21 protein-coding genes are annotated in these 18,815 nt (G+C 62.0%); 11 read left to right on the top strand and 10 right to left on the bottom strand.

The window, feature by feature from the left end; all coding sequences use genetic code 11:
- The first annotated feature begins 104 nt into the window (after window positions 1–104).
- Both IB264_RS00955 and IB264_RS00950 read left to right on the top strand, forming a co-directional pair.
- On the top strand, window positions 105–464 hold the full coding sequence (locus tag IB264_RS00955) for a nuclear transport factor 2 family protein (RefSeq protein WP_025425556.1): 360 nt from the start codon (window positions 105–107) through the stop codon (window positions 462–464).
- Window positions 465–505: 41 nt separating this feature from the next.
- Window positions 506–862 carry a VOC family protein gene (locus IB264_RS00950; protein WP_038575809.1) on the top strand — a complete coding sequence of 119 codons (357 nt, stop codon included), beginning with the start codon at window positions 506–508 and terminating at the stop codon, window positions 860–862.
- Window positions 863–922: 60 nt separating this feature from the next.
- Here the strand turns inward: IB264_RS00950 and pheT are convergent, their stop codons facing one another.
- The 7 genes from pheT to infC all read right to left on the bottom strand — a co-directional run bounded on the left by pheT (window position 923) and on the right by infC (window position 6,681).
- Window positions 923–3,349: a phenylalanine--tRNA ligase subunit beta gene (pheT, locus tag IB264_RS00945; RefSeq protein WP_192433109.1), complete on the bottom strand. Its 2,427-nt coding sequence runs from the start codon at window positions 3,347–3,349 to the stop codon at window positions 923–925.
- Window positions 3,350–3,482: 133 nt separating this feature from the next.
- Window positions 3,483–4,565, bottom strand: coding sequence for a phenylalanine--tRNA ligase subunit alpha (gene pheS, locus IB264_RS00940; protein ID WP_025425553.1), 1,083 nt, complete (start codon window positions 4,563–4,565; stop codon window positions 3,483–3,485).
- Window positions 4,566–4,616: 51 nt separating this feature from the next.
- A complete protein-coding gene (locus tag IB264_RS00935; protein ID WP_025425552.1) occupies window positions 4,617–5,018 on the bottom strand; it encodes a hypothetical protein in 402 nt (133 codons plus the stop codon).
- Between the two features lie 91 nt (window positions 5,019–5,109).
- Complete coding sequence (gene rplT / locus IB264_RS00930) at window positions 5,110–5,514, bottom strand: 50S ribosomal protein L20 (protein WP_025425551.1); 405 nt, start codon at window positions 5,512–5,514, stop codon at window positions 5,110–5,112.
- A gap of 39 nt (window positions 5,515–5,553) precedes the next feature.
- Window positions 5,554–5,757: a 50S ribosomal protein L35 gene (gene rpmI / locus IB264_RS00925; RefSeq protein WP_025425550.1), complete on the bottom strand. Its 204-nt coding sequence runs from the start codon at window positions 5,755–5,757 to the stop codon at window positions 5,554–5,556.
- A gap of 172 nt (window positions 5,758–5,929) precedes the next feature.
- Window positions 5,930–6,079, bottom strand: coding sequence for a hypothetical protein (locus IB264_RS00920; RefSeq protein ID WP_156407901.1), 150 nt, complete (start codon window positions 6,077–6,079; stop codon window positions 5,930–5,932).
- 65 nt (window positions 6,080–6,144) lie between these two features.
- Window positions 6,145–6,681, bottom strand: coding sequence for a translation initiation factor IF-3 (gene infC / locus IB264_RS00915; RefSeq protein WP_038576631.1), 537 nt, complete (start codon window positions 6,679–6,681; stop codon window positions 6,145–6,147).
- A 219-nt stretch (window positions 6,682–6,900) separates the two neighbouring features.
- On the opposite strand from infC, the gene IB264_RS00910 reads away from it, so the two are divergent.
- Together IB264_RS00910 and IB264_RS00905 are read left to right on the top strand one after the other, a co-directional pair.
- Window positions 6,901–7,710, top strand: coding sequence for a carboxylesterase (locus tag IB264_RS00910; protein ID WP_025425547.1), 810 nt, complete (start codon window positions 6,901–6,903; stop codon window positions 7,708–7,710).
- A 287-nt stretch (window positions 7,711–7,997) separates the two neighbouring features.
- On the top strand, window positions 7,998–8,618 hold the full coding sequence (locus IB264_RS00905; protein WP_025425546.1) for a transglutaminase-like cysteine peptidase: 621 nt from the start codon (window positions 7,998–8,000) through the stop codon (window positions 8,616–8,618).
- Between the two features lie 76 nt (window positions 8,619–8,694).
- Here the strand turns inward: IB264_RS00905 and mbfA are convergent, their stop codons facing one another.
- On the bottom strand, window positions 8,695–9,678 hold the full coding sequence (gene mbfA, locus IB264_RS00900; protein WP_025425545.1) for an iron exporter MbfA: 984 nt from the start codon (window positions 9,676–9,678) through the stop codon (window positions 8,695–8,697).
- A gap of 162 nt (window positions 9,679–9,840) precedes the next feature.
- Here mbfA and IB264_RS00895 point away from each other — a divergent pair, with 162 nt between their 5' ends.
- Window positions 9,841–10,650 (top strand): YiiX/YebB-like N1pC/P60 family cysteine hydrolase, encoded by an 810-nt coding sequence (locus IB264_RS00895; protein ID WP_038575805.1) that lies wholly within the window; start codon window positions 9,841–9,843, stop codon window positions 10,648–10,650.
- A 29-nt stretch (window positions 10,651–10,679) separates the two neighbouring features.
- Here IB264_RS00895 and IB264_RS00890 read toward each other — a convergent pair whose 3' ends face one another.
- Both IB264_RS00890 and efp read right to left on the bottom strand, forming a co-directional pair.
- Window positions 10,680–11,921, bottom strand: coding sequence for a cyclopropane-fatty-acyl-phospholipid synthase family protein (locus IB264_RS00890; RefSeq protein WP_025425544.1), 1,242 nt, complete (start codon window positions 11,919–11,921; stop codon window positions 10,680–10,682).
- A 297-nt stretch (window positions 11,922–12,218) separates the two neighbouring features.
- Window positions 12,219–12,788 (bottom strand): elongation factor P, encoded by a 570-nt coding sequence (gene efp / locus IB264_RS00885; protein ID WP_025425543.1) that lies wholly within the window; start codon window positions 12,786–12,788, stop codon window positions 12,219–12,221.
- A gap of 177 nt (window positions 12,789–12,965) precedes the next feature.
- On the opposite strand from efp, the gene epmA reads away from it, so the two are divergent.
- From epmA to IB264_RS00860, 6 genes are all read left to right on the top strand, one after another.
- Window positions 12,966–14,018 carry an EF-P lysine aminoacylase EpmA gene (gene epmA / locus IB264_RS00880; protein ID WP_025425542.1) on the top strand — a complete coding sequence of 351 codons (1,053 nt, stop codon included), beginning with the start codon at window positions 12,966–12,968 and terminating at the stop codon, window positions 14,016–14,018.
- Window positions 14,015–15,067 carry a lysine-2,3-aminomutase-like protein gene (locus IB264_RS00875; protein ID WP_025425541.1) on the top strand — a complete coding sequence of 351 codons (1,053 nt, stop codon included), beginning with the start codon at window positions 14,015–14,017 and terminating at the stop codon, window positions 15,065–15,067. Before epmA ends, IB264_RS00875 begins: the two co-directional genes overlap by 4 nt.
- Window positions 15,068–15,147: 80 nt before the next feature.
- Window positions 15,148–15,273 carry a hypothetical protein gene (locus tag IB264_RS35085; RefSeq protein WP_255569777.1) on the top strand — a complete coding sequence of 42 codons (126 nt, stop codon included), beginning with the start codon at window positions 15,148–15,150 and terminating at the stop codon, window positions 15,271–15,273.
- A gap of 1 nt (window position 15,274) precedes the next feature.
- The gene (gene sigJ / locus IB264_RS00870; protein ID WP_025425540.1) at window positions 15,275–16,168 is read left to right on the top strand and encodes an RNA polymerase sigma factor SigJ; all 894 of its coding nucleotides are present in this window, start codon (window positions 15,275–15,277) and stop codon (window positions 16,166–16,168) included.
- Window positions 16,169–16,370: 202 nt separating this feature from the next.
- Window positions 16,371–17,813 (top strand): MFS transporter, encoded by a 1,443-nt coding sequence (locus tag IB264_RS00865; RefSeq protein WP_081788828.1) that lies wholly within the window; start codon window positions 16,371–16,373, stop codon window positions 17,811–17,813.
- 153 nt (window positions 17,814–17,966) lie between these two features.
- Window positions 17,967–18,782 (top strand): class I SAM-dependent methyltransferase, encoded by an 816-nt coding sequence (locus tag IB264_RS00860; protein WP_192433107.1) that lies wholly within the window; start codon window positions 17,967–17,969, stop codon window positions 18,780–18,782.
- Window positions 18,783–18,815: the final 33 nt, after the last annotated feature.

The raw sequence follows: 18,815 nt of genomic DNA, 5'->3' as shown, positions 1-18,815 counted from the left end.
CGCGCATGCCCCGCCTCCTTGCCGAGGCGGGGCATTCACCCATCGAATTTTCAGCCGGATGCACTACCTTTCCTGTCGTGACCAACAATTTCGGAGGATCGGGAATGTCCGACGAGCAGGCGATCAGCGCGGTGGTGCATCTCTATGTGGACGGCATGGCCTTTGCCAACGAAGGTGCGTTGCGCAAGGCGTTTCACCCAGACGCGGCGATCATCGGCAACTACAGAGGCGCGCTCGAATGGATGACGCGCGACGGCTTCATCAAGGCGGTTCTGGACCAGGGGGCCGCGCCGCCCGGGAGCCAGCCGGAGATGGATGTGGAGATGACCGACATTACCGGCGATGCGGCAACGGTGAAGGTGATCGACAGCTTCGCCGGCGAACGCTTTTCCGATTATCTGTCGCTGGTCAAGATCGACGGGCGCTGGGTGATCGTCAACAAGATCTACCACCTTCACGCCTGATGGCGGGATCAAGCGGGAGCCTCGAGGCCATAGGTCAAATCATGGCGCTCGACCATGTCCAGCTGGCCATGCCTGCCGGGATGGAGGATGTAGCACGGGGTTTCTATGAAGGGCTGCTCGGCCTAACCGAGGTGCAGAAACCATTGAACCTTGCCGGACGTGGTGGCTGTTGGTTCGAGCGAGGAGAGGCAAGAATTCACCTCGGTATCGACCCGGCTTTCTCGCCTGCGCGCAAGGCTCATCCCGCCTTCCTTGTCGACGACCTTGCCCTGCTCCTTTTGCGACTCGAAGCCTCCGGCGTGTCGATCACGCGTGACGCGCCACTTGCCGGATATGCCAGGTGTTACGTCAGCGATCCCTTCGGCAACCGGATCGAGCTGATGCAACGCATTGGTTAGCCGCATGGCAAAGGCCGCTGCAAGCAGCGGCCTTTGCCATGGTTATAAACCGAACGGCCTTCAGGCGCGCAACACGCCGCCTGTCGTCTTGGTGACGTTGGCGACGATCTTGGCCGTCAAAGCCTCGAAGTCCTCGTCGGTCAGCGTGCGCTCGACCGGCTGGATCGTCACTTCGATGGCGATCGACTTCTTGCCTTCGCCAAGGGACGCTCCCTCGAACACGTCGAAGACGCTGACGCCGGTCACCAGCTTGCGGTCGGCGCCGGAGGCTGCACGCAGGATGGCACCTGCCTCGACGCCCTTGTCGACGACGAAGGCGAAGTCGCGCTTGACCGCCTGGAACGGCGAAAGATCAAGTGCCGGCTTGGTGCGGGTCGCCTTCTTCTTCGGTTCCGGCATGGCGTCGACATAGATTTCGAAGCCGCAGAGTGCACCGGAGACATCGAGCGCCTCAAGCGTCTTCGGGTGGAATTCACCGAAGGAGCCAAGCACGATCTTCGGACCGAGCTTGATCGTGCCGGAACGGCCGGGATGATACCAGGCGGGACCGCCGGCTTCGAACTGGACATTGCCCATCGGCACGCCGCAGGCTTCCAAGACCGCGATCGCATCGGCCTTGGCGTCGAAGACGTCGACCGGCTTGCCGCCGCCCTTGGCAGCATTCGACCAGAGACGACCGGCGCCGTTGAGCGATGCGGTGCCACGGCGTACGCCACCGGCAACGCGGCGCTGCTGATCCGGGCCATCGCCTTCATAGGTGCCGGAGACTTCGAAGAGCGCAACGTCGCCAAAGCCCTTGTCGGCATTGCGCTGTGCCGCCGACAGGAGACCCGGCAACAGCGACGGGCGCATGTCCGACATATCGGCCGCGATCGGGTTGGCAAGCTTCAGCGCCGGCTGACCGCCGCCGAAGAGCTTCGCCTGGTCTTCGGAAATGAACGACCAGGTGACGGCCTCCAGCATGCCGCGGCTCGCCAACGCGCGCTTGGCAAGGCGGGTGCGGATCTGCAGCGTCGTCAGGATCTTGCCATTGACGGTGCCATGGCTCGGCAAGGGTGCTGCAACAATGTTGTCGACGCCGTGGATGCGCATGACCTCTTCGACGAGATCGGCCTTGCCGTCGACATCCGGGCGCCAGGACGGCACCGAAACGTTGACGCGCTCGCCCGAGCCCTGGACGCCGAAGCCAAGCTTCTTCAGGATCGTGACGCTCTCTTCCGAGGAAACCTCGAGCCCCGTCAGGCGCTTGACCTCGGACATCGGGAAATCGACGATCTTCGGGCTATAGCCGGCATAGCCGACGACTTCTGCCTTGGCCGGCTTGCCGCCGCAAAGCTCGAGGACCAGTTCGGTGGTGCGCTCGAGACCGGGCACCATGTATTCCGGATCGACACCACGCTCGAAGCGGTAGCGCGCGTCGGTGATGATACCGAGCGTGCGGCCGGACTTGGCGATGTTCATCGGGTCCCAGAGCGCCGATTCGATCAGCACGTCTGTGGTGTTCTCATCGCAGCCGGAGTGTTCGCCGCCCATGATACCGCCGATCGACTCGATGGCCTTTTCGTCTGATATGACGACGTTGTTCGGGCCGAGCTTGTATTCGCGCTGGTCGAGCGCAAGCACGGTTTCGCCTTCCTTGGCGCGGCGCACAGTCAGGTTGCCCGTAACCTTGGCCGCGTCGAAGACGTGCATCGGCCGGCCCTGGTCGAAGGTCATGTAGTTGGTGATGTCGACCAGCGCGTTAATCGGACGAAGACCGATCGACAGCAGCCGCTGCTGCATCCATTTCGGCGACGGGCCGTTCTTGACGCCGCGCACGAGCCGCAGGCCGAAGCCTGGGCAAAGGTGACGATCTTCGCCAAGGTCGATCGTCAGCTTGACCGGGGTCTCGCCTTCGACCGCAAAGGCGGGTGCCGCGCGGGCCTTCAGCGTACCGAGGCCAGAGGCTGCGAGGTCGCGGGCGATGCCGTAAACGCTGGTGCAATCCGGGCGGTTCGGCGTCAGGTTGATCTCGATCATCGGATCGTCGAGGCTGGCATAGGCCGCATAGCTCGTGCCAACAGGCGCATCATCCGGCAGGTCGATGATGCCGTTGTGGTCGTCGGAGATCTCGAGTTCCTTTTCCGAACACATCATGCCGTGGCTTTCGACGCCGCGAATGTTGCCGACGGAGAGCGTGACGTCGATGCCCGGCACGTAGGTGCCCAATGCGGCGAAGGCGCCGACGAGGCCGGCGCGGGCGTTCGGCGCGCCGCAGACGACCTGAACCGGTGCGCCTGTGCCGGTATCGACCATCAGGACCCGAAGCTTGTCGGCATTCGGATGCTGCTCGGCGGAAACGACCTTGGCGATGACGAACGGCTTGAAGGCGGCCTTGTCGTCGACATCCTCGACTTCAAGCCCGATCATCGTCAAGCGCGCACAGATCTCGTCCAGCGAAGCGTCGGTATCAAGGTGGTCCTTGAGCCAGGAAAGCGTGAATTTCATGATTTCACCTGTGTCCTCGAGCGTTTCCGGCTTAAACCGGGTTGCAGAAACACTCTATCCCTTTGTTTTTACACATTTCCTGGCGGAAAACCGCTTCGCACTTTTCCTGGAAATGCTCCAATTTTCAGCGCGATCAGGCCGAGAGGCCGCCGAACAATGTCGGCATGTCGAGCGGGCGGAAGCCGTAATGGTTCATCCAGCGGACATCGGCGTTGAAGAAGTCACGCAGGTCCGGCATGCCGTATTTCAGCATGGCGATGCGGTCGAGACCCATGCCCCAGGCAAAGCCCTGATACTCGTCCGGATCGAGCCCGCCGGATCTGAGCACGTTCGGGTGGACCATGCCGCAGCCGAGGATCTCCATCCAGTCGGTGCCCTCGCCGAACTTGACGATCGGGCCGGAGCGGTCGCACTGGATGTCGACCTCGAAGGACGGTTCGGTGAACGGGAAGAACGACGGGCGGAAACGCATCGTGACCTGATCGACCTCGAAGAAGGCCTTGCAGAATTCTTCCAGCACCCAGCGCATGTTGGCGACGTTCGCGGACTTGTCGACGACCAGGCCCTCGACCTGATGGAACATCGGCGAGTGGGTGGCGTCGGAATCCTGGCGATAGGTCTTGCCGGGGATGATGATGCGGATCGGCGGGTCCTGCGCCTCCATCGTGCGTATCTGCACCGGCGAGGTATGCGTGCGCAGCACCTTGCGCTCGCCCTTGTCATCTTCATTGAAGAAGAAGGTGTCGTGCATCTCGCGGGCCGGGTGGCCTTCCGGGAAGTTCAGCGCCGTGAAGTTGTAGTAGTCGGTCTCGATGTCAGGACCTTCGGCGATCGAGAAACCCATGTCGCCGAAGATCGCGGTGATCTCGTCGACGATCTGGCTGATCGGATGGATACGGCCACATTCGGCCGGGGACGAGCGCACCGGCAGGCTGATATCGACGGTTTCGCGGGCCAGACGCTCGGCGATCGCCTGGTCCTTCAACGCCGACTTGCGGGCGGTGATCGCTTCTGCAACCGTGGTCTTCAGCGCGTTGATCTGGGCGCCACGGGTCTGGCGCTCTTCCGGCGTCATCGTGCCGAGCGTCTTCAGTAGCTCGGAGATCGAGCCCTTCTTGCCGAGCGCGCCGACGCGCACCGCCTCGATCGATCCTTCGTCGCCGGCGGCATCGATGTCCGCCAGCAGTGTCCGTTCCAGTGTTTCCAGTTCGCTCATTCTGTCCTGCCTCGATGCGGGAATGGGTTCGGTCTATATCGGTTGTTGTCTTCAGGATTGTGATTGCGTCGCCAGTGAGTCCGTCGCCGCCACGAGGCGCACGGGGTCATGACCGTTCTGGATGCGCAGGAAGAAGCGCGCCAGCGGCAACAATCGCGTAAAGAGCGGTTTGATCTCTGAGGGAGCGACGGCGGCTTCCGCTGGCGCCGCAAGCTTCCAGGCGGCAAAAGCCCGGTCCGGCGTTTCTGGCTTCAGCGCGCGGCTTGCGATCTGCAGGAAGAGCAGTCCGAGACGCGGGCCAACGCGCCGGTCACGCTTGATCCAGACCATACGATCCCTAGGCTGGCGTCGTTCGACACGGGATGATCCGCCGGCAAGTGCTGCCAGCAGAGCCGCCATGTCCTCGTCGTCAAGCTCGCGAACCGCAAGCGGCCCCTTTCGATCGTCGTACACTTTCGTCCCGCCAAATAAGAAAAACCCGCGCTAGCCCTGCCAGCGCGGGTTTCCCAACAAAAATCAAGAACGGTTTTGGGAAAACGCTGGCTTAACGAACAGCGCTTTCAAACTCGTTGGTCGTACCGGCTTCCTTGAGGTAGGCAAGTGCCTTCTTGGAAGCTTCGACGAGGGCGCCGAATGCTGCCGGCTCATGGATAGCCATGTCGGACAGAACCTTGCGGTCGACTTCGATGCCAGCCTTGTTCAGGCCGTCGATGAAGCGGCCGTAGGTCAGGCCGAATTCGCGGACGGCAGCGTTGATGCGCTGGATCCAGAGAGCGCGGAAGTTGCGCTTGTTGACCTTGCGGTCGCGGTAAGCGAACTGCTTCGAACGATCAACCGCAGCCTTTGCAGCGCGGATGGTGTTCTTGCGGCGGCCGTAGAAGCCCTTGGCTGCCTTGAGTGTCTTCTTGTGCTTGGCGTGAGCGGTTACGCCGCGTTTTACACGTGCCATGTCATGATCTCCTTAACGTGTCCAAAATGCCTGAAAGTCTTAGAGACCGTTGGGCAGGTAGTTCTTGATGACCTTCTTGCCATCGGGCTCCGCGAGAACCATGGTTCCACGTGCGTCGCGGATGAACTTGTTGGAACGCTTGATCATGCCGTGGCGCTTGCCAGCAGCTGCTGCACGAACCTTGCCGGTAGCGGTGATCTTGAACCGCTTCTTGGCAGACGATTTCGTCTTCATCTTGGGCATTTTGCTACTCCATTTTTCTTAAGAATTCGAAACGGACAGACGAGGTCCATTTCCAGCGTTAAGAACGGCCACGGCATGCCCTGCCGGACCGTTCGGACGGGCGCTTATACCCGGACCTCCCCGAAAGCGCAACTGCGGAATCGACGAAGCGTCATAGAAGCGACATACAACGTCAAACCGGATCGCGCCGACGCTTGCGCCTGCCGGCCGTTTCGAAGGCGAGCACCGCCTCCAGTCCGCCGAGCGGCGACTGCCCGAGGATCAACTTCGCGCCATAGGCATCGGCGATATCGGCGCTGATGGCAAGGACCCTCAAACGCAAAAAGCCGCCCTTCGGGCGGCTTCCTACCTGATCCAGTTTCCGGACATTGCGCCCGGACACCTCGGTCAACGCGGAGCGAGGACCATCATCATCTGGCGGCCTTCGAGCTTCGGCTCGGCCTCCACCTTGGCGATCGTCTGGGTGTCATCCTTGACCTGAAGCAGGAGCTTCATGCCGAGTTCCTGGTGCGCCATTTCGCGACCGCGGAACTTCAGGGTCACCTTGACCTTGTCGCCCTCTTCGAAGAAGCGATTCATCGCCCGCATCTTCACTTCATAATCATGCGTGTCGATGTTGGGACGCATCTTGATCTCTTTGATCTCGACGATCTTCTGCTTCTTGCGCGCTTCGGCCGCCTTCTTCTGGTTGGCGTATTTCAGCTTGCCGAGATCGAGGATCTTGCACACCGGCGGCTCGGAGTTCGGTGCGATCTCTACCAGATCAAGACCGGCCTCTTCCGCCATGCGGAGCGCCTGGTCGATCGGGATGGCACCGATATTCTGGCCTTCGGCATCGATAAGCTGAACCCGGGGCACCCGGATTTCCTTGTTTGAGCGCGGTCCCTCCTTGACGGGGGCGTCCGTTTTGAACGGTCTGCGAATGGTCGTACTCTCCTCGAGCTGTTTCCGAAAATGCGGTTCAATTATTAGTCGGCGCGGCCTTGGCCGAAATGCTTCAATCTGCCGCCGACGGCAATGTGTGAATTGCGACGGGAGAGTCAATAGCATGGCTCGCAGGGAAAATCACCACCTGTCGAAGCCAAGACGAATCTGTTTTAGAAAGAAATTCGCCGCCAATCCGGGCATTTGGAGAGAATTGAGATGCAAACGACGCCAGCCGAAACCGAAACAACCTTCATCGAGGTTGGCAAGGATGCCGCCCGTCGCCGCATCGCCATGCGGATCCTGCGGGCACAAAAGCGCTCCGATCGGCCGACGCTTGTGTGGCTTGGCGGCTACCGCTCCGACATGACCGGGACGAAGGCGGTCGAGGTCGAGCAGCTTGCGAGAGACAGGGCAACCGACTGCATCCGCTTCGACTATTCCGGCCACGGCGCCTCCGGCGGCGCCTTCAAGGACGGCACGATCTCGCGTTGGCTGGAAGAAAGCCTTGCCGTCGTCGAACATGCCGCCCCCGGGCAGCGCCTGATCCTGATCGGCTCATCGATGGGCGGCTGGATCGCGATGAGGCTGATCCAGGAACTACGCCAGCGCGGCCTCAGCGAACGCATCGCCGGGTTGGTACTGATCGCGCCTGCTCCCGACTTTACCGCCGAACTCATCGAACCAAACCTGACGGAGATCGAGCGGCACTCGCTTGCCGAGCGCGGCTATTTCGAGGAACCGTCCGAATACAGCCCCGAGCCCAACATCTATACGCGCGCCCTGATCGAGGACGGCCGCGACAACCGCGTGCTCGTCGGCACCATCACCACCGGCTGCCCGGTTCACATCCTGCAGGGCATGCGCGACCCGGATGTGCCCTACACGCACGCGCTGAAACTGATGGAGCACCTTCCGGCCGACGACGTCGTCATGACGCTCATCCGTGACGGCGACCACCGTCTTTCGCGCGAGGAAGACATTGCTAAAATGAAACAGGCGATCGGAAACATGCTGCCTTCGGCTTAAGCCGATAGGCCGGCGCTCGACGCCCTTTCTACCCCCAATTTCCGCGTCCATGCGCCGCAGACCGCCTGCTGCGCAGGGCTTTGCGCTGCGTTTCGGCAACGGCTTTAACCATAAAGTCCAATGGCCGAATCAGTAGATTGACTCTCCGACCCCAACGCTATTAACTCTTTATTAACGATTAGAGCAGCGTGAGGCGGAAGACCTGAACAAGCTGCCCTCAACTCAGGATTGCGCGAATACGTCCGGACAGGAAGAGCCCGGCATACCGCGTCACGCAGGGGATTTGTATGGCGTCTTGGACCGGGGTTAAGGGAAGTATCGCGGCGTTTTGCGCACTTTTCATTTCAGCGAACACGGCAATTCCCGCACAGGCGGGATCCTCTCCTTGGATGCAGACCGGCTCGGTTACCTCGCAGCCGATCGGACATTACGAGTTCTGTCAGAAGCACAAGGGCGAATGCAGCGTCAAATCGAAGACGAGCGTGGCGCCGCGTGTCACCGAGCGCGGCTGGGCGACGATCCGTCAGGTCAACGCTGCCGTGAACCGCGAAATCACGCCGGTGACCGATCAGGAACTCTTCGGCAGGGATGAAGTCTGGTCCTACCCGCAGGACGCCGGCGATTGCGAGGACTTCGTTCTCGAAAAGCGCAAGCGTCTGATGCGCAAGGGCTTTTCCCCCAGCGAACTGCTGATCACTGTCGTTCGCAAACCCGATGGCGAGGGCCATGCCGTGCTGACGGTGCGCACCGCCCAGGGGGATTTCGTCCTCGACAACCTCGAAAACGGCGTGCGGCTCTGGACCCAGACGCCCTACCGTTATCTCAAGCGCCAGGCTTCGTTCAACAGCGGTCGCTGGGTCACCATCGACAACGGCGCGGAAGTGGTCGTCGGCTCGGTCGGCAACTGATACCGCAGCATCATCGCTTTACGAAAAAGGGCCGGTCAAACCGGCCCTTTTTTCGTTTCAAACGCTGCACGCCCGATCAGGCATTACCGATCAGGATGCCCGCTGCCAGCACTAGGCCGCCGCCCAGCACAACCTGGAATGCGGCGCGCAGGAACGGCGTTTCCATGTAGCGGTTCTGAATGAACGCGATTGCCCAAAGCTCGAAGAAGACGACGACTGCGGCCGTGATCGTCGCCGTCCAGAAATGCGGAATGAGATAGGGCAGTGCGTGCCCTAGACCGCCGAGCGCGGTCATGATGCCCGATGCGAGGCCGCGCTTGATCGGCGAACCGCGGCCCGACAGCTTGCCGTCATCATGGGCCGCCTCTGTGAAGCCCATGGAAATACCAGCGCCGACCGAGGCCGACAGGCCGACGAGGAAGGTCTGCCAGGTATCCTGTGTCGCAAAGGCAGCAGCAAAGATCGGTGCGAGCGTCGAAACCGAGCCATCCATCAGCCCAGCCAGCCCCGGCTGAACGTAGGTCAGGATGAACTGTCGGCGCGCCGTCTGCTCCTCCTCCTCGCGAACATCGTCCGGTGTGTGCTTTTCACCGAGCCTGCGGGCGAGCGATTCGTGCGTTTTTTCCGCGATTGCCAGGTCGCCCAGCAGCTTGCGCGTCGCCGCATCCTGGGTGCGCGCCGCCGCCTCGACATAGAAGCGGTGCGCCGTCTCCTCCATTGCCTCGGCTTCCGCCCGCGCCTTCTCGATCGGCATTTCGGCGATCAGCCACTCAGGCTTGCGATCGGGGAAGTCGCGGACATGCTCGCGGCGGATCAGCGGGATCCGGTTGCCGAAGCGCTGTACGTGCATGTCGATCAGCCATTGCCGATGATGGCTCTCCTCCTCCGCCATTTCTTCGAACACTTTTGCCGAGTGCGGATATTTCTCTCTCAACGCATCCGCATAGGCGAGATAGATGCGTCCATCGTCCTCCTCCGACGAGATCGCCAGTGCCAGGATTTCCTGTTCGTTGAGGGAGAGAAACGGACGCTTGGAGCGGGAGAAGAGACGGGAAAACATCGTTGAAAACCTTCTTTAGAATAATTCTAAATAGAAACCCCGGGAATGTGCGTCAAGGTCAAAGCCATGCAATCACGCGACAATCACTCGACAGAGTGTCGCGGCTCGGCCACCATGCAGGCGCATGCGAATCCCCTTCCCGCGGCTGGAGCAATCGCCTCCATGAGGACCATCTACCCGCTTTCGGAAAGCAAGGATACGTTTCTGGACCGGCTCGGCGCCCGTATGGCCGCAAGGTTGCAGACGCAGACCCTTGGCTACGAACCCTACACGCCATCCGACCCGGAAACGCTGGCGCGCACGCTGCGTCCGGGCGACGTCCTCTTGATCGAAGGCAACCAGAAGGTTTCCGCCGCGATCAAATACCTGACGCAATCCACCTGGTCGCACGCGGCATTTTTCGTCGGCGACGAGATGCCGCTGACGCTCGACCAGGCGACCCTGCCGGTGATCGAAAGGCCTCAACTGATCGAGGTGAATATCGGCGAAGGTTGCGTCGCGGTGCCGCTGAAGAAATATGCATCGTTCAACACGCGCATCTGCCGACCGGTGGCGCTGACGCCCGACGATCGTACCGCGCTGGTCGGCTTCATGATCGCCCGGCTCGGCATGAAATACGACCTGAAGAACATTCTGGATATGCTGCGCTATTTCATGCCGGCACCGCCGGTGCCCGTGCGCTGGCGTCGTCGCCTGCTGGCGCTTGGTTCAGGCGATCCGACGCGGGCGATCTGCTCGACGCTGATTGCCGAAGCCTTCGAGCAGATCCGCTATCCGATCCTGCCGGAGGTCACGCGCGCGCCTGGGCGCGCGTCGGCCGCCTCCACCTATTCACGCGAAGAGATCCTGCATATCCGCCACTATTCGCTCTATACCCCGCGCGACTTCGATCTCTCGCCGTTCTTCTCGATCGTCAAGCCGACACTCGAATTCGGCTTCGACTACAAGCGGCTGCGCTGGAACGGAGATTGACCGGCACGATGCCGGTCAAATGGGGCCGGTCAGATGTTGAGGTCGAGCGCGTGCTCGCGGGCCATGAAGTCGCGCTGGCGGTCGGTGATGTAATCGCGCACGATCGGTGCTGCGTCACGCGAGCGCGACAGCTGCATGTGGAAGACCAGCTGGCTGCCGGTGCGGAACATCATTTCGGCACTGATCAGATAGAACTCCCACATGCGGGCAAAGCGCTCGTCATACATCGCGATCACCTTGTCGCGGTTTGCCTCGAACCGCTCCCCCCAATGCGCCAGCGTCGTGGCATAGTGCACGCGCAGGAACTCTAGATCGGTGACCCAAAGGCTGTTGCGCTCGACGACGTCGAAGACCTCCGAAAGTGCCGGCGAATAGGCGCCGGGGAAGATGTATTTGCGCAGCCAGGCGCTCGCCATGCCGGGCGGGCTCATGTGGCCGATCGAATGCAGCACCGCAACGCCGTCATCCGGCATCAGCGCATTGAGTTTCTTGAAAAACTCGTCGTAGTGATTCACACCGACATGCTCGAACATGCCGACCGAAACGATGCGATCGAACGGTCCCTGCACATCCCGATAGTCTTTCAGTTCGAAGCGAACACGATCGGCGAGCCCGGCCGCCTGTGCGCGTTGCGAAGACAGCGCCTGCTGCTCCTTGGAAAGCGTCACACCCAGAACCTCGACGTTTTCGAGTTTCGCCAGGTACATCGCCAGATCGCCCCAGCCGGAACCGATATCGAGCACCTTCATGCCCGGCTCCAGGCAGAGCTTGGAGGCGAGCAGCCGCAGCTTGTTGCGCTGGGCTTTTTCCAGGCTCTCGTTCGGCTCGCGGAAATAGGCGCAGGAATAGAGCATGTTCTCGTCGAGGAACAACTTGTAGAAGTCGTTGCCGAGATCGTAGTGATGGGCGACGTTCTCCTGCGCCTTGCCCTTGGGATTTGCCTGCTGGCGCTTGCGGAAGCGCATCTTTATCGCGCGCAGCACCTTCTGGATCGGGTAGGAGCCGAGCGAGAGCCGGTTGATCGAAAACAGCGTCAGGAAATCCTTGAGCGTCGAGCCTTCCTCGAAGCGCATGGTACCGTCCATGTAGGCCTCGCCAGCCGCCAGCTCCGCATTGAAGACAAGGCTGCGATAGAGCTTCTTGTCGGTGAGCCGCATGGTGACTTCAGGCCCGGGCTCGCCGGAGAAGACATGCCTCCTGCCATCAGCGTCGATCACCGTCAGGCGACCCTTGCGAATGAACGACTTCATCATATGCGACAATGGAAACATGCGGGCCCTCTCATGGCGGAAACGTCGTAGCGCCGGCATCCTAGCACCCGTTTTTCGAAATGCTCCCCCTAAATTTGCGGTTGCTTATCCGATCTCTGCCACAGCTTCCGGGCTCTGCGGCGTCGCGCATCCGGTGACGCGCCGAGGACGCTGTAACGCTTTGAACTTGCTGCCTGGTTTTGCCCCTGAAACACCAACGGTCGAAGGAGCCCAGCAGTAGAAACGACAACGGGGACGGCAGGTTGAACCTGCCGTCCCCGTTCGATGCGATCGCTCGATCGTCAGTGCTTGAGCGTGTCAGTCCTTGGCGCGCTCGACATAGGAGCCGTCTTCGGTCGCGATGATGACGCGGGTGCCAGCCTGGATATGCGGCGGCACGAGCGTGCGAACGCCGTTCGACAGAATAGCCGGCTTGTAGGACGACGATGCCGTCTGGCCCTTGACGACCGGCTCGGTCTCGGTGATTTCGAGCGTCACGTGGCGCGGCAGGTCGATGGCGATCGCCAGGCCTTCGTGGATCGAAAGAATGCAGGCCATGCCTTCCTGCAGGTAGGCCTTGAGGTCGCCGATGTCGTCAGTGGTCATGACCAGCTGGTCGTAGCTTTCCGGGTTCATGAAGTGGAAGCCTTCGCCATCTTCATAAAGGAAGGTGTGCTCGCGGTCTTCGACGAAGGCGCGCTCGACCTGTTCGGTCGTGCGGTAGCGTTCGGAGACCTTCACGCCGTCGGAAATGCGGCGCATGTCGACCTGGGTGACCGGCGTGCCCTTGCCCGGATGGAAGTTCTGCGCGGTAAGAACGACATAGAGCTTGCCGTCAACGTCGAGAACGTTGCCCTTGCGGACAGATGAAGCGATGACCTTGACCATTAGTCTTCCTTGTAACAGAGGTATGCGCGACACGGCGCGCCGGGAAAGCCGGCCCCGAAAGACGCGAAAATTATGATATCGCGCCGCCACTACCCTAATTTCGTGCAAATAGCCAGCCTGCGCCGGCATTGACGCGAAGATAGCCTAGGGCGCGAAGAAAGCCTGGATCGAACGACCATGTCGCATGCCTCACCCTGGTGGACGCCGCACGTCCATGCCGACCGGCGCCCGTTTCTTCTCGGACGCAACCGGATCCAGTCGGCGCTGCGCCGGTTTTTCGACGAGCGCGACTTCATCGAGGTCGATACCGCGACGCTGCAGGTCTCACCGGGCAACGAAGCCCATCTGCACGCCTTTGCCACCCAGGCGCTCAACCATGACGGCTCCGCCGATCCGTTCTATCTGCACACCTCGCCGGAGTTTGCCTGCAAGAAGCTCATCGCTGCCGGTGAAAAGCGCATCGCCTGCTTTGCCCATGTCTATCGCAACCGCGAGCGTGGGCCGCTGCACCATCCGGAATTCACCATGCTCGAATGGTACCGCGCCGGTGAGACCTACGAGACGCTGATGCGCGACTGCGCCGAGATCCTGACGCTCGCGGCACAGACGACCGGCGTCAGTCAGTTCACCTTCCAGGGCCGCACCTGCGACCCCTTCGCCGAGCCCGAACGGCTGGCGGTGGCCGAAGCCTTCAAGCGTTTTGCGAAAATCGACCTGCTCGCTTCGATCGCCTCCAACGGAGAAACGGACCGGGACGCGCTTGCTAGCGCGATGGTATCGGCCGGGCTGCGGGTCGCCGCCGACGATAACTGGGCCGACCTGTTCAGCCGCGTGCTTGTCGAAAAGGTCGAACCGCATCTCGGCTTTGGCCGCGCGACGATCCTCGATGAATATCCGGTCGCTGAAGCAGCCCTTGCCCGGCCGACCGCGCGCGACCGCCGCGTTGCCGAGCGCTTCGAGCTCTATGCCTGCGGCGTCGAACTCGCCAATGCCTTTGGCGAACTGACCGATGCGGCCGAGCAGCGCCGTCGTTTCGAGATGGAAATGACGGAGAAGGCCCGCGTCTATGGCGAGACCTATCCGCTCGACGAGGATTTTCTGGCAGCGCTCGCCATCATGCCCGAGGCGAGCGGCATCGCGCTCGGCTTCGACCGGCTGGTCATGCTGGCGACCGGTGCGTCGCGCATCGACCAGGTGCTCTGGGCACCGGTGGCGGAGACGGCATCATGAACGTTCACCGGCCGATCAAGACAGCCGGCGAATTGGTTGATGCCGGCCTTATCGAACCGTCACAGCAAACCGTCGTTTCGCAGGTCGCCGAGCGCTACGCGGTCGCCATCAGTCCTGCTATCGCCAAGCTGATCGACCGCAACGACCCGAACGATCCGATTGCCCGCCAGTTCGTACCCGATGCCGCCGAGCTGACGCTGCTGCCGGAAGAGCGCGAAGATCCGATCGGCGACAAGGCGCACAGCCCGGTCGCCGGCATCGTGCATCGCTATCCCGACCGGGTGCTTTTGAAGGCCGTGCATGTCTGCCCGGTATATTGCCGCTTCTGCTTTCGCCGCGAAATGGTCGGACCGCAGGGACTGGGTACGCTGACACCCGCCGAACTCGATGCGGCGATCGCCTATATCGCCGAACATGACGAGATCTGGGAGGTCATTCTCACCGGTGGCGACCCGCTGGTGCTTTCGCCGCGCCGCCTCACCGAAATCATGGAGCGGCTGAAGCCGATCGCCCATGTCAAGATCGTGCGCTTCCACACCCGCGTACCGGTGGTCGAGCCCGAGCGCATCAACGCCGATCTCGTTTCAGCCCTCAAGGCCAGCGGCAAGGCGACCTATGTGGCGCTGCACGCCAACCATCCGCGTGAACTGACACAGGAAGCGCGCGACGCCTCGGCCCGGCTGATCGATGCCGGCGTCGTCATGGTCAGCCAGTCGGTGCTGCTGAAAGGCGTCAATGACGATGCGGACGTGCTTGCCGCACTGATGCGCGCCTTCGTCGAAACCCGGATCAAGCCCTACTATCTGCACCACCCGGATCTGGCACCCGGCACCAGCCACTTCCGGCTCTCGATCGAGGAGGGCCAGGCACTCGTCGCGTCCTTGCGCGGCCGGGTCTCTGGCCTCTGCCAGCCGACCTATATCCTCGACATTCCCGGCGGTCACGGCAAGACGGTGATCAGCGCGGCATCGATCGCTGCGGACGGCGGCGGTTGCTACACCGTGACCGACTTCCGCGGCAAAGAGCACGCCTACCCGCCAAAAATCTGAGAAAAATTTCAAGACGGCGTCACAGCGGCCGGAAGCCAATCGTCAGTTGGTCATGAGCAACGATCGACGGAGTTGTAATCATGACCGATATGAAAACCGTCCGTTACGAGCAGAAAATCCCCGACGGGCTCGGCGCGCTTGCCGGCGGACGCAAGACGATCGACCAGGACAGCATTGACCGGACCAAACAGATATCGAGGCATTGAGATGGGCGGCGCAAACAGCACGGCAATTTTCGAGGAGGCGCGTCCCCGCCTTCTCGGTCTGGCTTACCGGATCCTTGGTTCGCGCGCGGACGCGGAAGACGCGGTGCAGGACACGTTCGTGAAGTGGCAGGAGGCCGATCAATTGGCGATCGAAAGCCCGGCCGCTTGGCTGACGACCGCCTGCACCCGCCGCTGCCTCGACCTCTTGAAGGCGGCACACCGCAAGCGTGTCGACTATGTCGGTGCCTGGCTGCCGGAGCCGATCCACACGGCAAGCGACGACAATGCCGAGGAGAAGCTGGCACTGACCTCGTCGCTGACCACCGCCTTCCTCTTGATGCTGGAGCGGCTGACGCCGAAGGAAAGGGCTGCCTATCTGCTGCATGAAATCTTCGGCCAGCCCTATGAGGAGGTGGCTGAAACGCTCGACATGCAGGAGGCGGCCGCACGCAAGCTGGTGTCGCGCGCCAAGACCAATATCGGCGTGGAGAAGAGCCGTCACCAGACGCCGCGCGAACGCCAGGACGAGTTGCTGTCGGCTTTCCACACGGCGATCCACGGCGGCAATATTGCCAGCCTTTCGAGCCTGCTTTCCGCCGACGTACGACTGACGGCCGATGGCGGCGGCAAGGTGGCGACGGTGCTCGGCGTGCTCTCGGGCAAGCAAACCGTGCTTGCCTTCATCGCCGACCGGCTGACCGAATACTGGGCGCACTATGTCTGGGACGTTGCCGATATCAACGGCGGCCGCGGCATTGTGCTCCGGGGCGAGACCGAAAATGATATCGCCGCCAGCGTTTCCTTCGGCTATGACGGCGACGGAAACGTCAACGACATCTTCATCGTTCGCAATCCGGACAAGCTCACCCATCTCGGTGATGCCGTCGTCCACTGAATCAGAACATTTCCACGAAAAATGCGAAGCGCTTTTCCGTCAGGAAATGCGTAAAAACAATAGGATAGAGCCGCTCCAAAACTCCATTTGAAACGGGAGTGCTCTATCGGCGCCGACGGGGCAAGCCCGACGCGGCCGCGCAACGATGCACGGCGCGTTACTTGCCCGGCAGTCGTGAGGCGACAGGAAAAGGTGCACACATATGCTCGACAAGACATCCAGACCCGCTGAAAAAGCCGACAGCGGCTGGCTCGCTCTGCTGTCGGGCGAAAACGCCATCCATTCCGTCGTGCTGAGCGGCGGCGTAGCTCTCCATGCGCTCAACATCTATGTCGTAACGACGATCATGCCGTCGATCGTGCGCGAGATCGGCGGGCTCGAATATTACGCCTGGAGCACCACCGTCTTCGTGGCCGCATCCATCCTCGGCGCAGCACTCTCGGCCCGCTTGCTTGCCGTCGTCGGCGCCGGCTCGGCCTATGCGATCGGCGCGCTCGTCTTCGGCCTCGGCACGCTCATGTGCGCCTCCGCTCCCGATATGCTGGTGCTGCTTGGCGGCCGGGCGATCCAGGGCTTTGGCGGCGGCCTGCTCTATGCGCTCGCCTATGGCGTCATCCGCCTGGTGTTTGCGCCGGCGCTCTGGACCCGTGCCATCGGCCTGATCTCGGCGACCTGGGGCACGGCAACGCTTATCGGCCCGGCTGTTGGCGGCATGTTTGCGGAATTCGCCACCTGGCGCGCCGCCTTCTGGTCGCTGCTGCCGCTGACGGCACTTCTGGCAGCACTCGCCTTCTGGACGTTGCCGCGCAACGCTTCGTCCGAAGGAAATCGCACGCCGCTGCCGGTCGTGCAACTGCTGCTTCTGGTCGGCATCGTTCTGGCTCTTTCGATCGCAAGCACCCTGTCCACATCGGGCGAACAGCTCGCCTCGGTCGGCGCGGCCATCCTCATGTTCGCAGTGCTTCTCGTCGTCGAACGCCGGGCTGCCGGCAAGCTGCTGCCGAGCAGCAGCTTCACCATAACCTCCCCGCTGGCAGCGCTTTATGCTACGATCACGCTGTTGATGATCGGCATGCAGCCGGAGATCTACGTACCGTATCTGCTGCAGGAATTGCATGGGCTGTCGCCGCTGGTTGCCGGCTACATCGCCGCACTGATGTCGATCGGCTGGACCGCCGGATCGATGACCAGCGCGCACTGGCACGGCGACAGGGCGCAGCGCACGATCTTCGCCGGACCGGCCTTCGGCCTTGCCGGCCTGGCGCTGATCGCCATGTTCATGCCGATGGCCGGCACCGGGTTTGCCGCGATCTCCGCACCGCTTTCCGCCGGTATCATGGCGGTCGGTTTCGGCATGGGTTTCGCCTGGCCGCATATCGTGACGGCCGTCTACGAACTGGCACCACAGGGCGAGGAAGAGAAGGCATCGAGCTCGATCACCACCGTGCAGCTTTTTGCCGCCGCACTGGGTGCTGCCCTTGCCGGCCTGACCGCCAATCTGGCGGGTATCGAAGCAAGCACCACCGACGGCGTTGCCCGCGCGACGCAGTGGCTTTTCTGGCTGTTCGCGCTGGCACCGGCACTGGCGATGCTGACGGCGAGGCGCGTCCGTCGGGCGCGTGCGGTGAAGGCAGCCGACGACTAGGCAGCGGATACGTGCCACCGTTTCCGAGGCCGTGCCTCCTGCATAATTCCGTAAATCGGATCCGATTTAAGGATGAAATTATGCAGCACGTTTAAAGCGCTACAGCATCCTTTGTGCGTCATATTTGACGCGCGGCGCTGTGGGGAGGAAACGATGGATGCCGACGGGATCGGCCTGAGTGGCGCGCAAGAAACACTGCTGATCACGCTGCAGGCAAAGGCCGCCGAAAGCGCGCTTCCCGATTCCCTGCTGCGCGACCATTTCGCCGCCGATGCCATGCGTCGTCTCGGGCAAGCTGCGCAGCATCTCGACGTCGGCCACGACATGACGATCGGGATCGCCATGCGCGCCTATCTCCTCGACCAGTGGACACGGGCTTTCGTCACCAGGCACCCGGATGCAACTGTGCTGCATCTCGGCTGCGGCCTCGATTCCCGCGTTTTCCGCATCGATCCGCCCGACGAGGTGCGGTGGTTCGACGTCGATTTTCCCGATGTGATGACGTTGCGCCGCACGCTCTATCCGGATCGCGCCAACTATACACAGATCGCATCTTCGGTGACGGAGGCGGGATGGCTTGCGGCGATACCGGATGACGCGCCGGCGATCGTCGTCGCCGAAGGCGTCCTGCCCTACCTTGCGGCAGAGGACGTCTACGATCTGCTTCGGCGTCTGCTGGAACGCCTGCCGGCGGGCGAGGTCGTCTTCGACGGCTATAGCCACCTGGGCATTCAATTGCTGCGCTTCAACCCCGCCATCCGCGCCACCGGTGCTGCGCTTCGCTGGGGCATCGACGATCCACGCATGCTGGAGCGGCAGGTGCCGGGCCTCAGTCTGCTGGAGGAGGTCAGCGACTACGATCCGAGCCAGATAGAAAGAATGTCAGCGGCCGCGCGCATCGCCATCCAGATCTTCAGCGTCATGCCCATGCTGCAGCGGATGGGGCGGCTTTTGCGCTACCGCTTTTAGCAGTACGGCGACGGGACGTCCGATCGACGAAGG

Source organism: Ensifer sp. ENS11 (assembly GCF_014851895.1).
In the GTDB taxonomy this organism is placed as follows: Bacteria; Pseudomonadota; Alphaproteobacteria; order Rhizobiales; family Rhizobiaceae; genus Ensifer; species Ensifer canadensis.
This window is presented reverse-complemented; position numbering and strand designations above follow the sequence as displayed.

Coding starts and splice junctions, on each gene's coding strand:
- IB264_RS00875 (WP_025425541.1), top strand. CDS start 14,015: ATGAACGTTCACCGGCCGATCAAGACAGCCGGCGAATTGGTTGATGCC.
- IB264_RS35085 (WP_255569777.1), top strand. CDS start 15,148: ATGACCGATATGAAAACCGTCCGTTACGAGCAGAAAATCCCCGACGGG.
- rplT (WP_025425551.1), bottom strand. CDS start 5,514: ATGGCACGTGTAAAACGCGGCGTAACCGCTCACGCCAAGCACAAGAAG.
- epmA (WP_025425542.1), top strand. CDS start 12,966: ATGTCGCATGCCTCACCCTGGTGGACGCCGCACGTCCATGCCGACCGG.
- pheT (WP_192433109.1), bottom strand. CDS start 3,349: ATGAAATTCACGCTTTCCTGGCTCAAGGACCACCTTGATACCGACGCT.
- IB264_RS00895 (WP_038575805.1), top strand. CDS start 9,841: ATGAGGACCATCTACCCGCTTTCGGAAAGCAAGGATACGTTTCTGGAC.
- IB264_RS00910 (WP_025425547.1), top strand. CDS start 6,901: ATGCAAACGACGCCAGCCGAAACCGAAACAACCTTCATCGAGGTTGGC.
- IB264_RS00905 (WP_025425546.1), top strand. CDS start 7,998: ATGGCGTCTTGGACCGGGGTTAAGGGAAGTATCGCGGCGTTTTGCGCA.
- efp (WP_025425543.1), bottom strand. CDS start 12,788: ATGGTCAAGGTCATCGCTTCATCTGTCCGCAAGGGCAACGTTCTCGAC.
- IB264_RS00950 (WP_038575809.1), top strand. CDS start 506: ATGGCGCTCGACCATGTCCAGCTGGCCATGCCTGCCGGGATGGAGGAT.
- pheS (WP_025425553.1), bottom strand. CDS start 4,565: ATGAGCGAACTGGAAACACTGGAACGGACACTGCTGGCGGACATCGAT.
- mbfA (WP_025425545.1), bottom strand. CDS start 9,678: ATGTTTTCCCGTCTCTTCTCCCGCTCCAAGCGTCCGTTTCTCTCCCTC.
- rpmI (WP_025425550.1), bottom strand. CDS start 5,757: ATGCCCAAGATGAAGACGAAATCGTCTGCCAAGAAGCGGTTCAAGATC.
- IB264_RS00890 (WP_025425544.1), bottom strand. CDS start 11,921: ATGTTTCCATTGTCGCATATGATGAAGTCGTTCATTCGCAAGGGTCGC.
- IB264_RS00865 (WP_081788828.1), top strand. CDS start 16,371: ATGCTCGACAAGACATCCAGACCCGCTGAAAAAGCCGACAGCGGCTGG.
- IB264_RS00955 (WP_025425556.1), top strand. CDS start 105: ATGTCCGACGAGCAGGCGATCAGCGCGGTGGTGCATCTCTATGTGGAC.
- IB264_RS00860 (WP_192433107.1), top strand. CDS start 17,967: ATGGATGCCGACGGGATCGGCCTGAGTGGCGCGCAAGAAACACTGCTG.
- sigJ (WP_025425540.1), top strand. CDS start 15,275: ATGGGCGGCGCAAACAGCACGGCAATTTTCGAGGAGGCGCGTCCCCGC.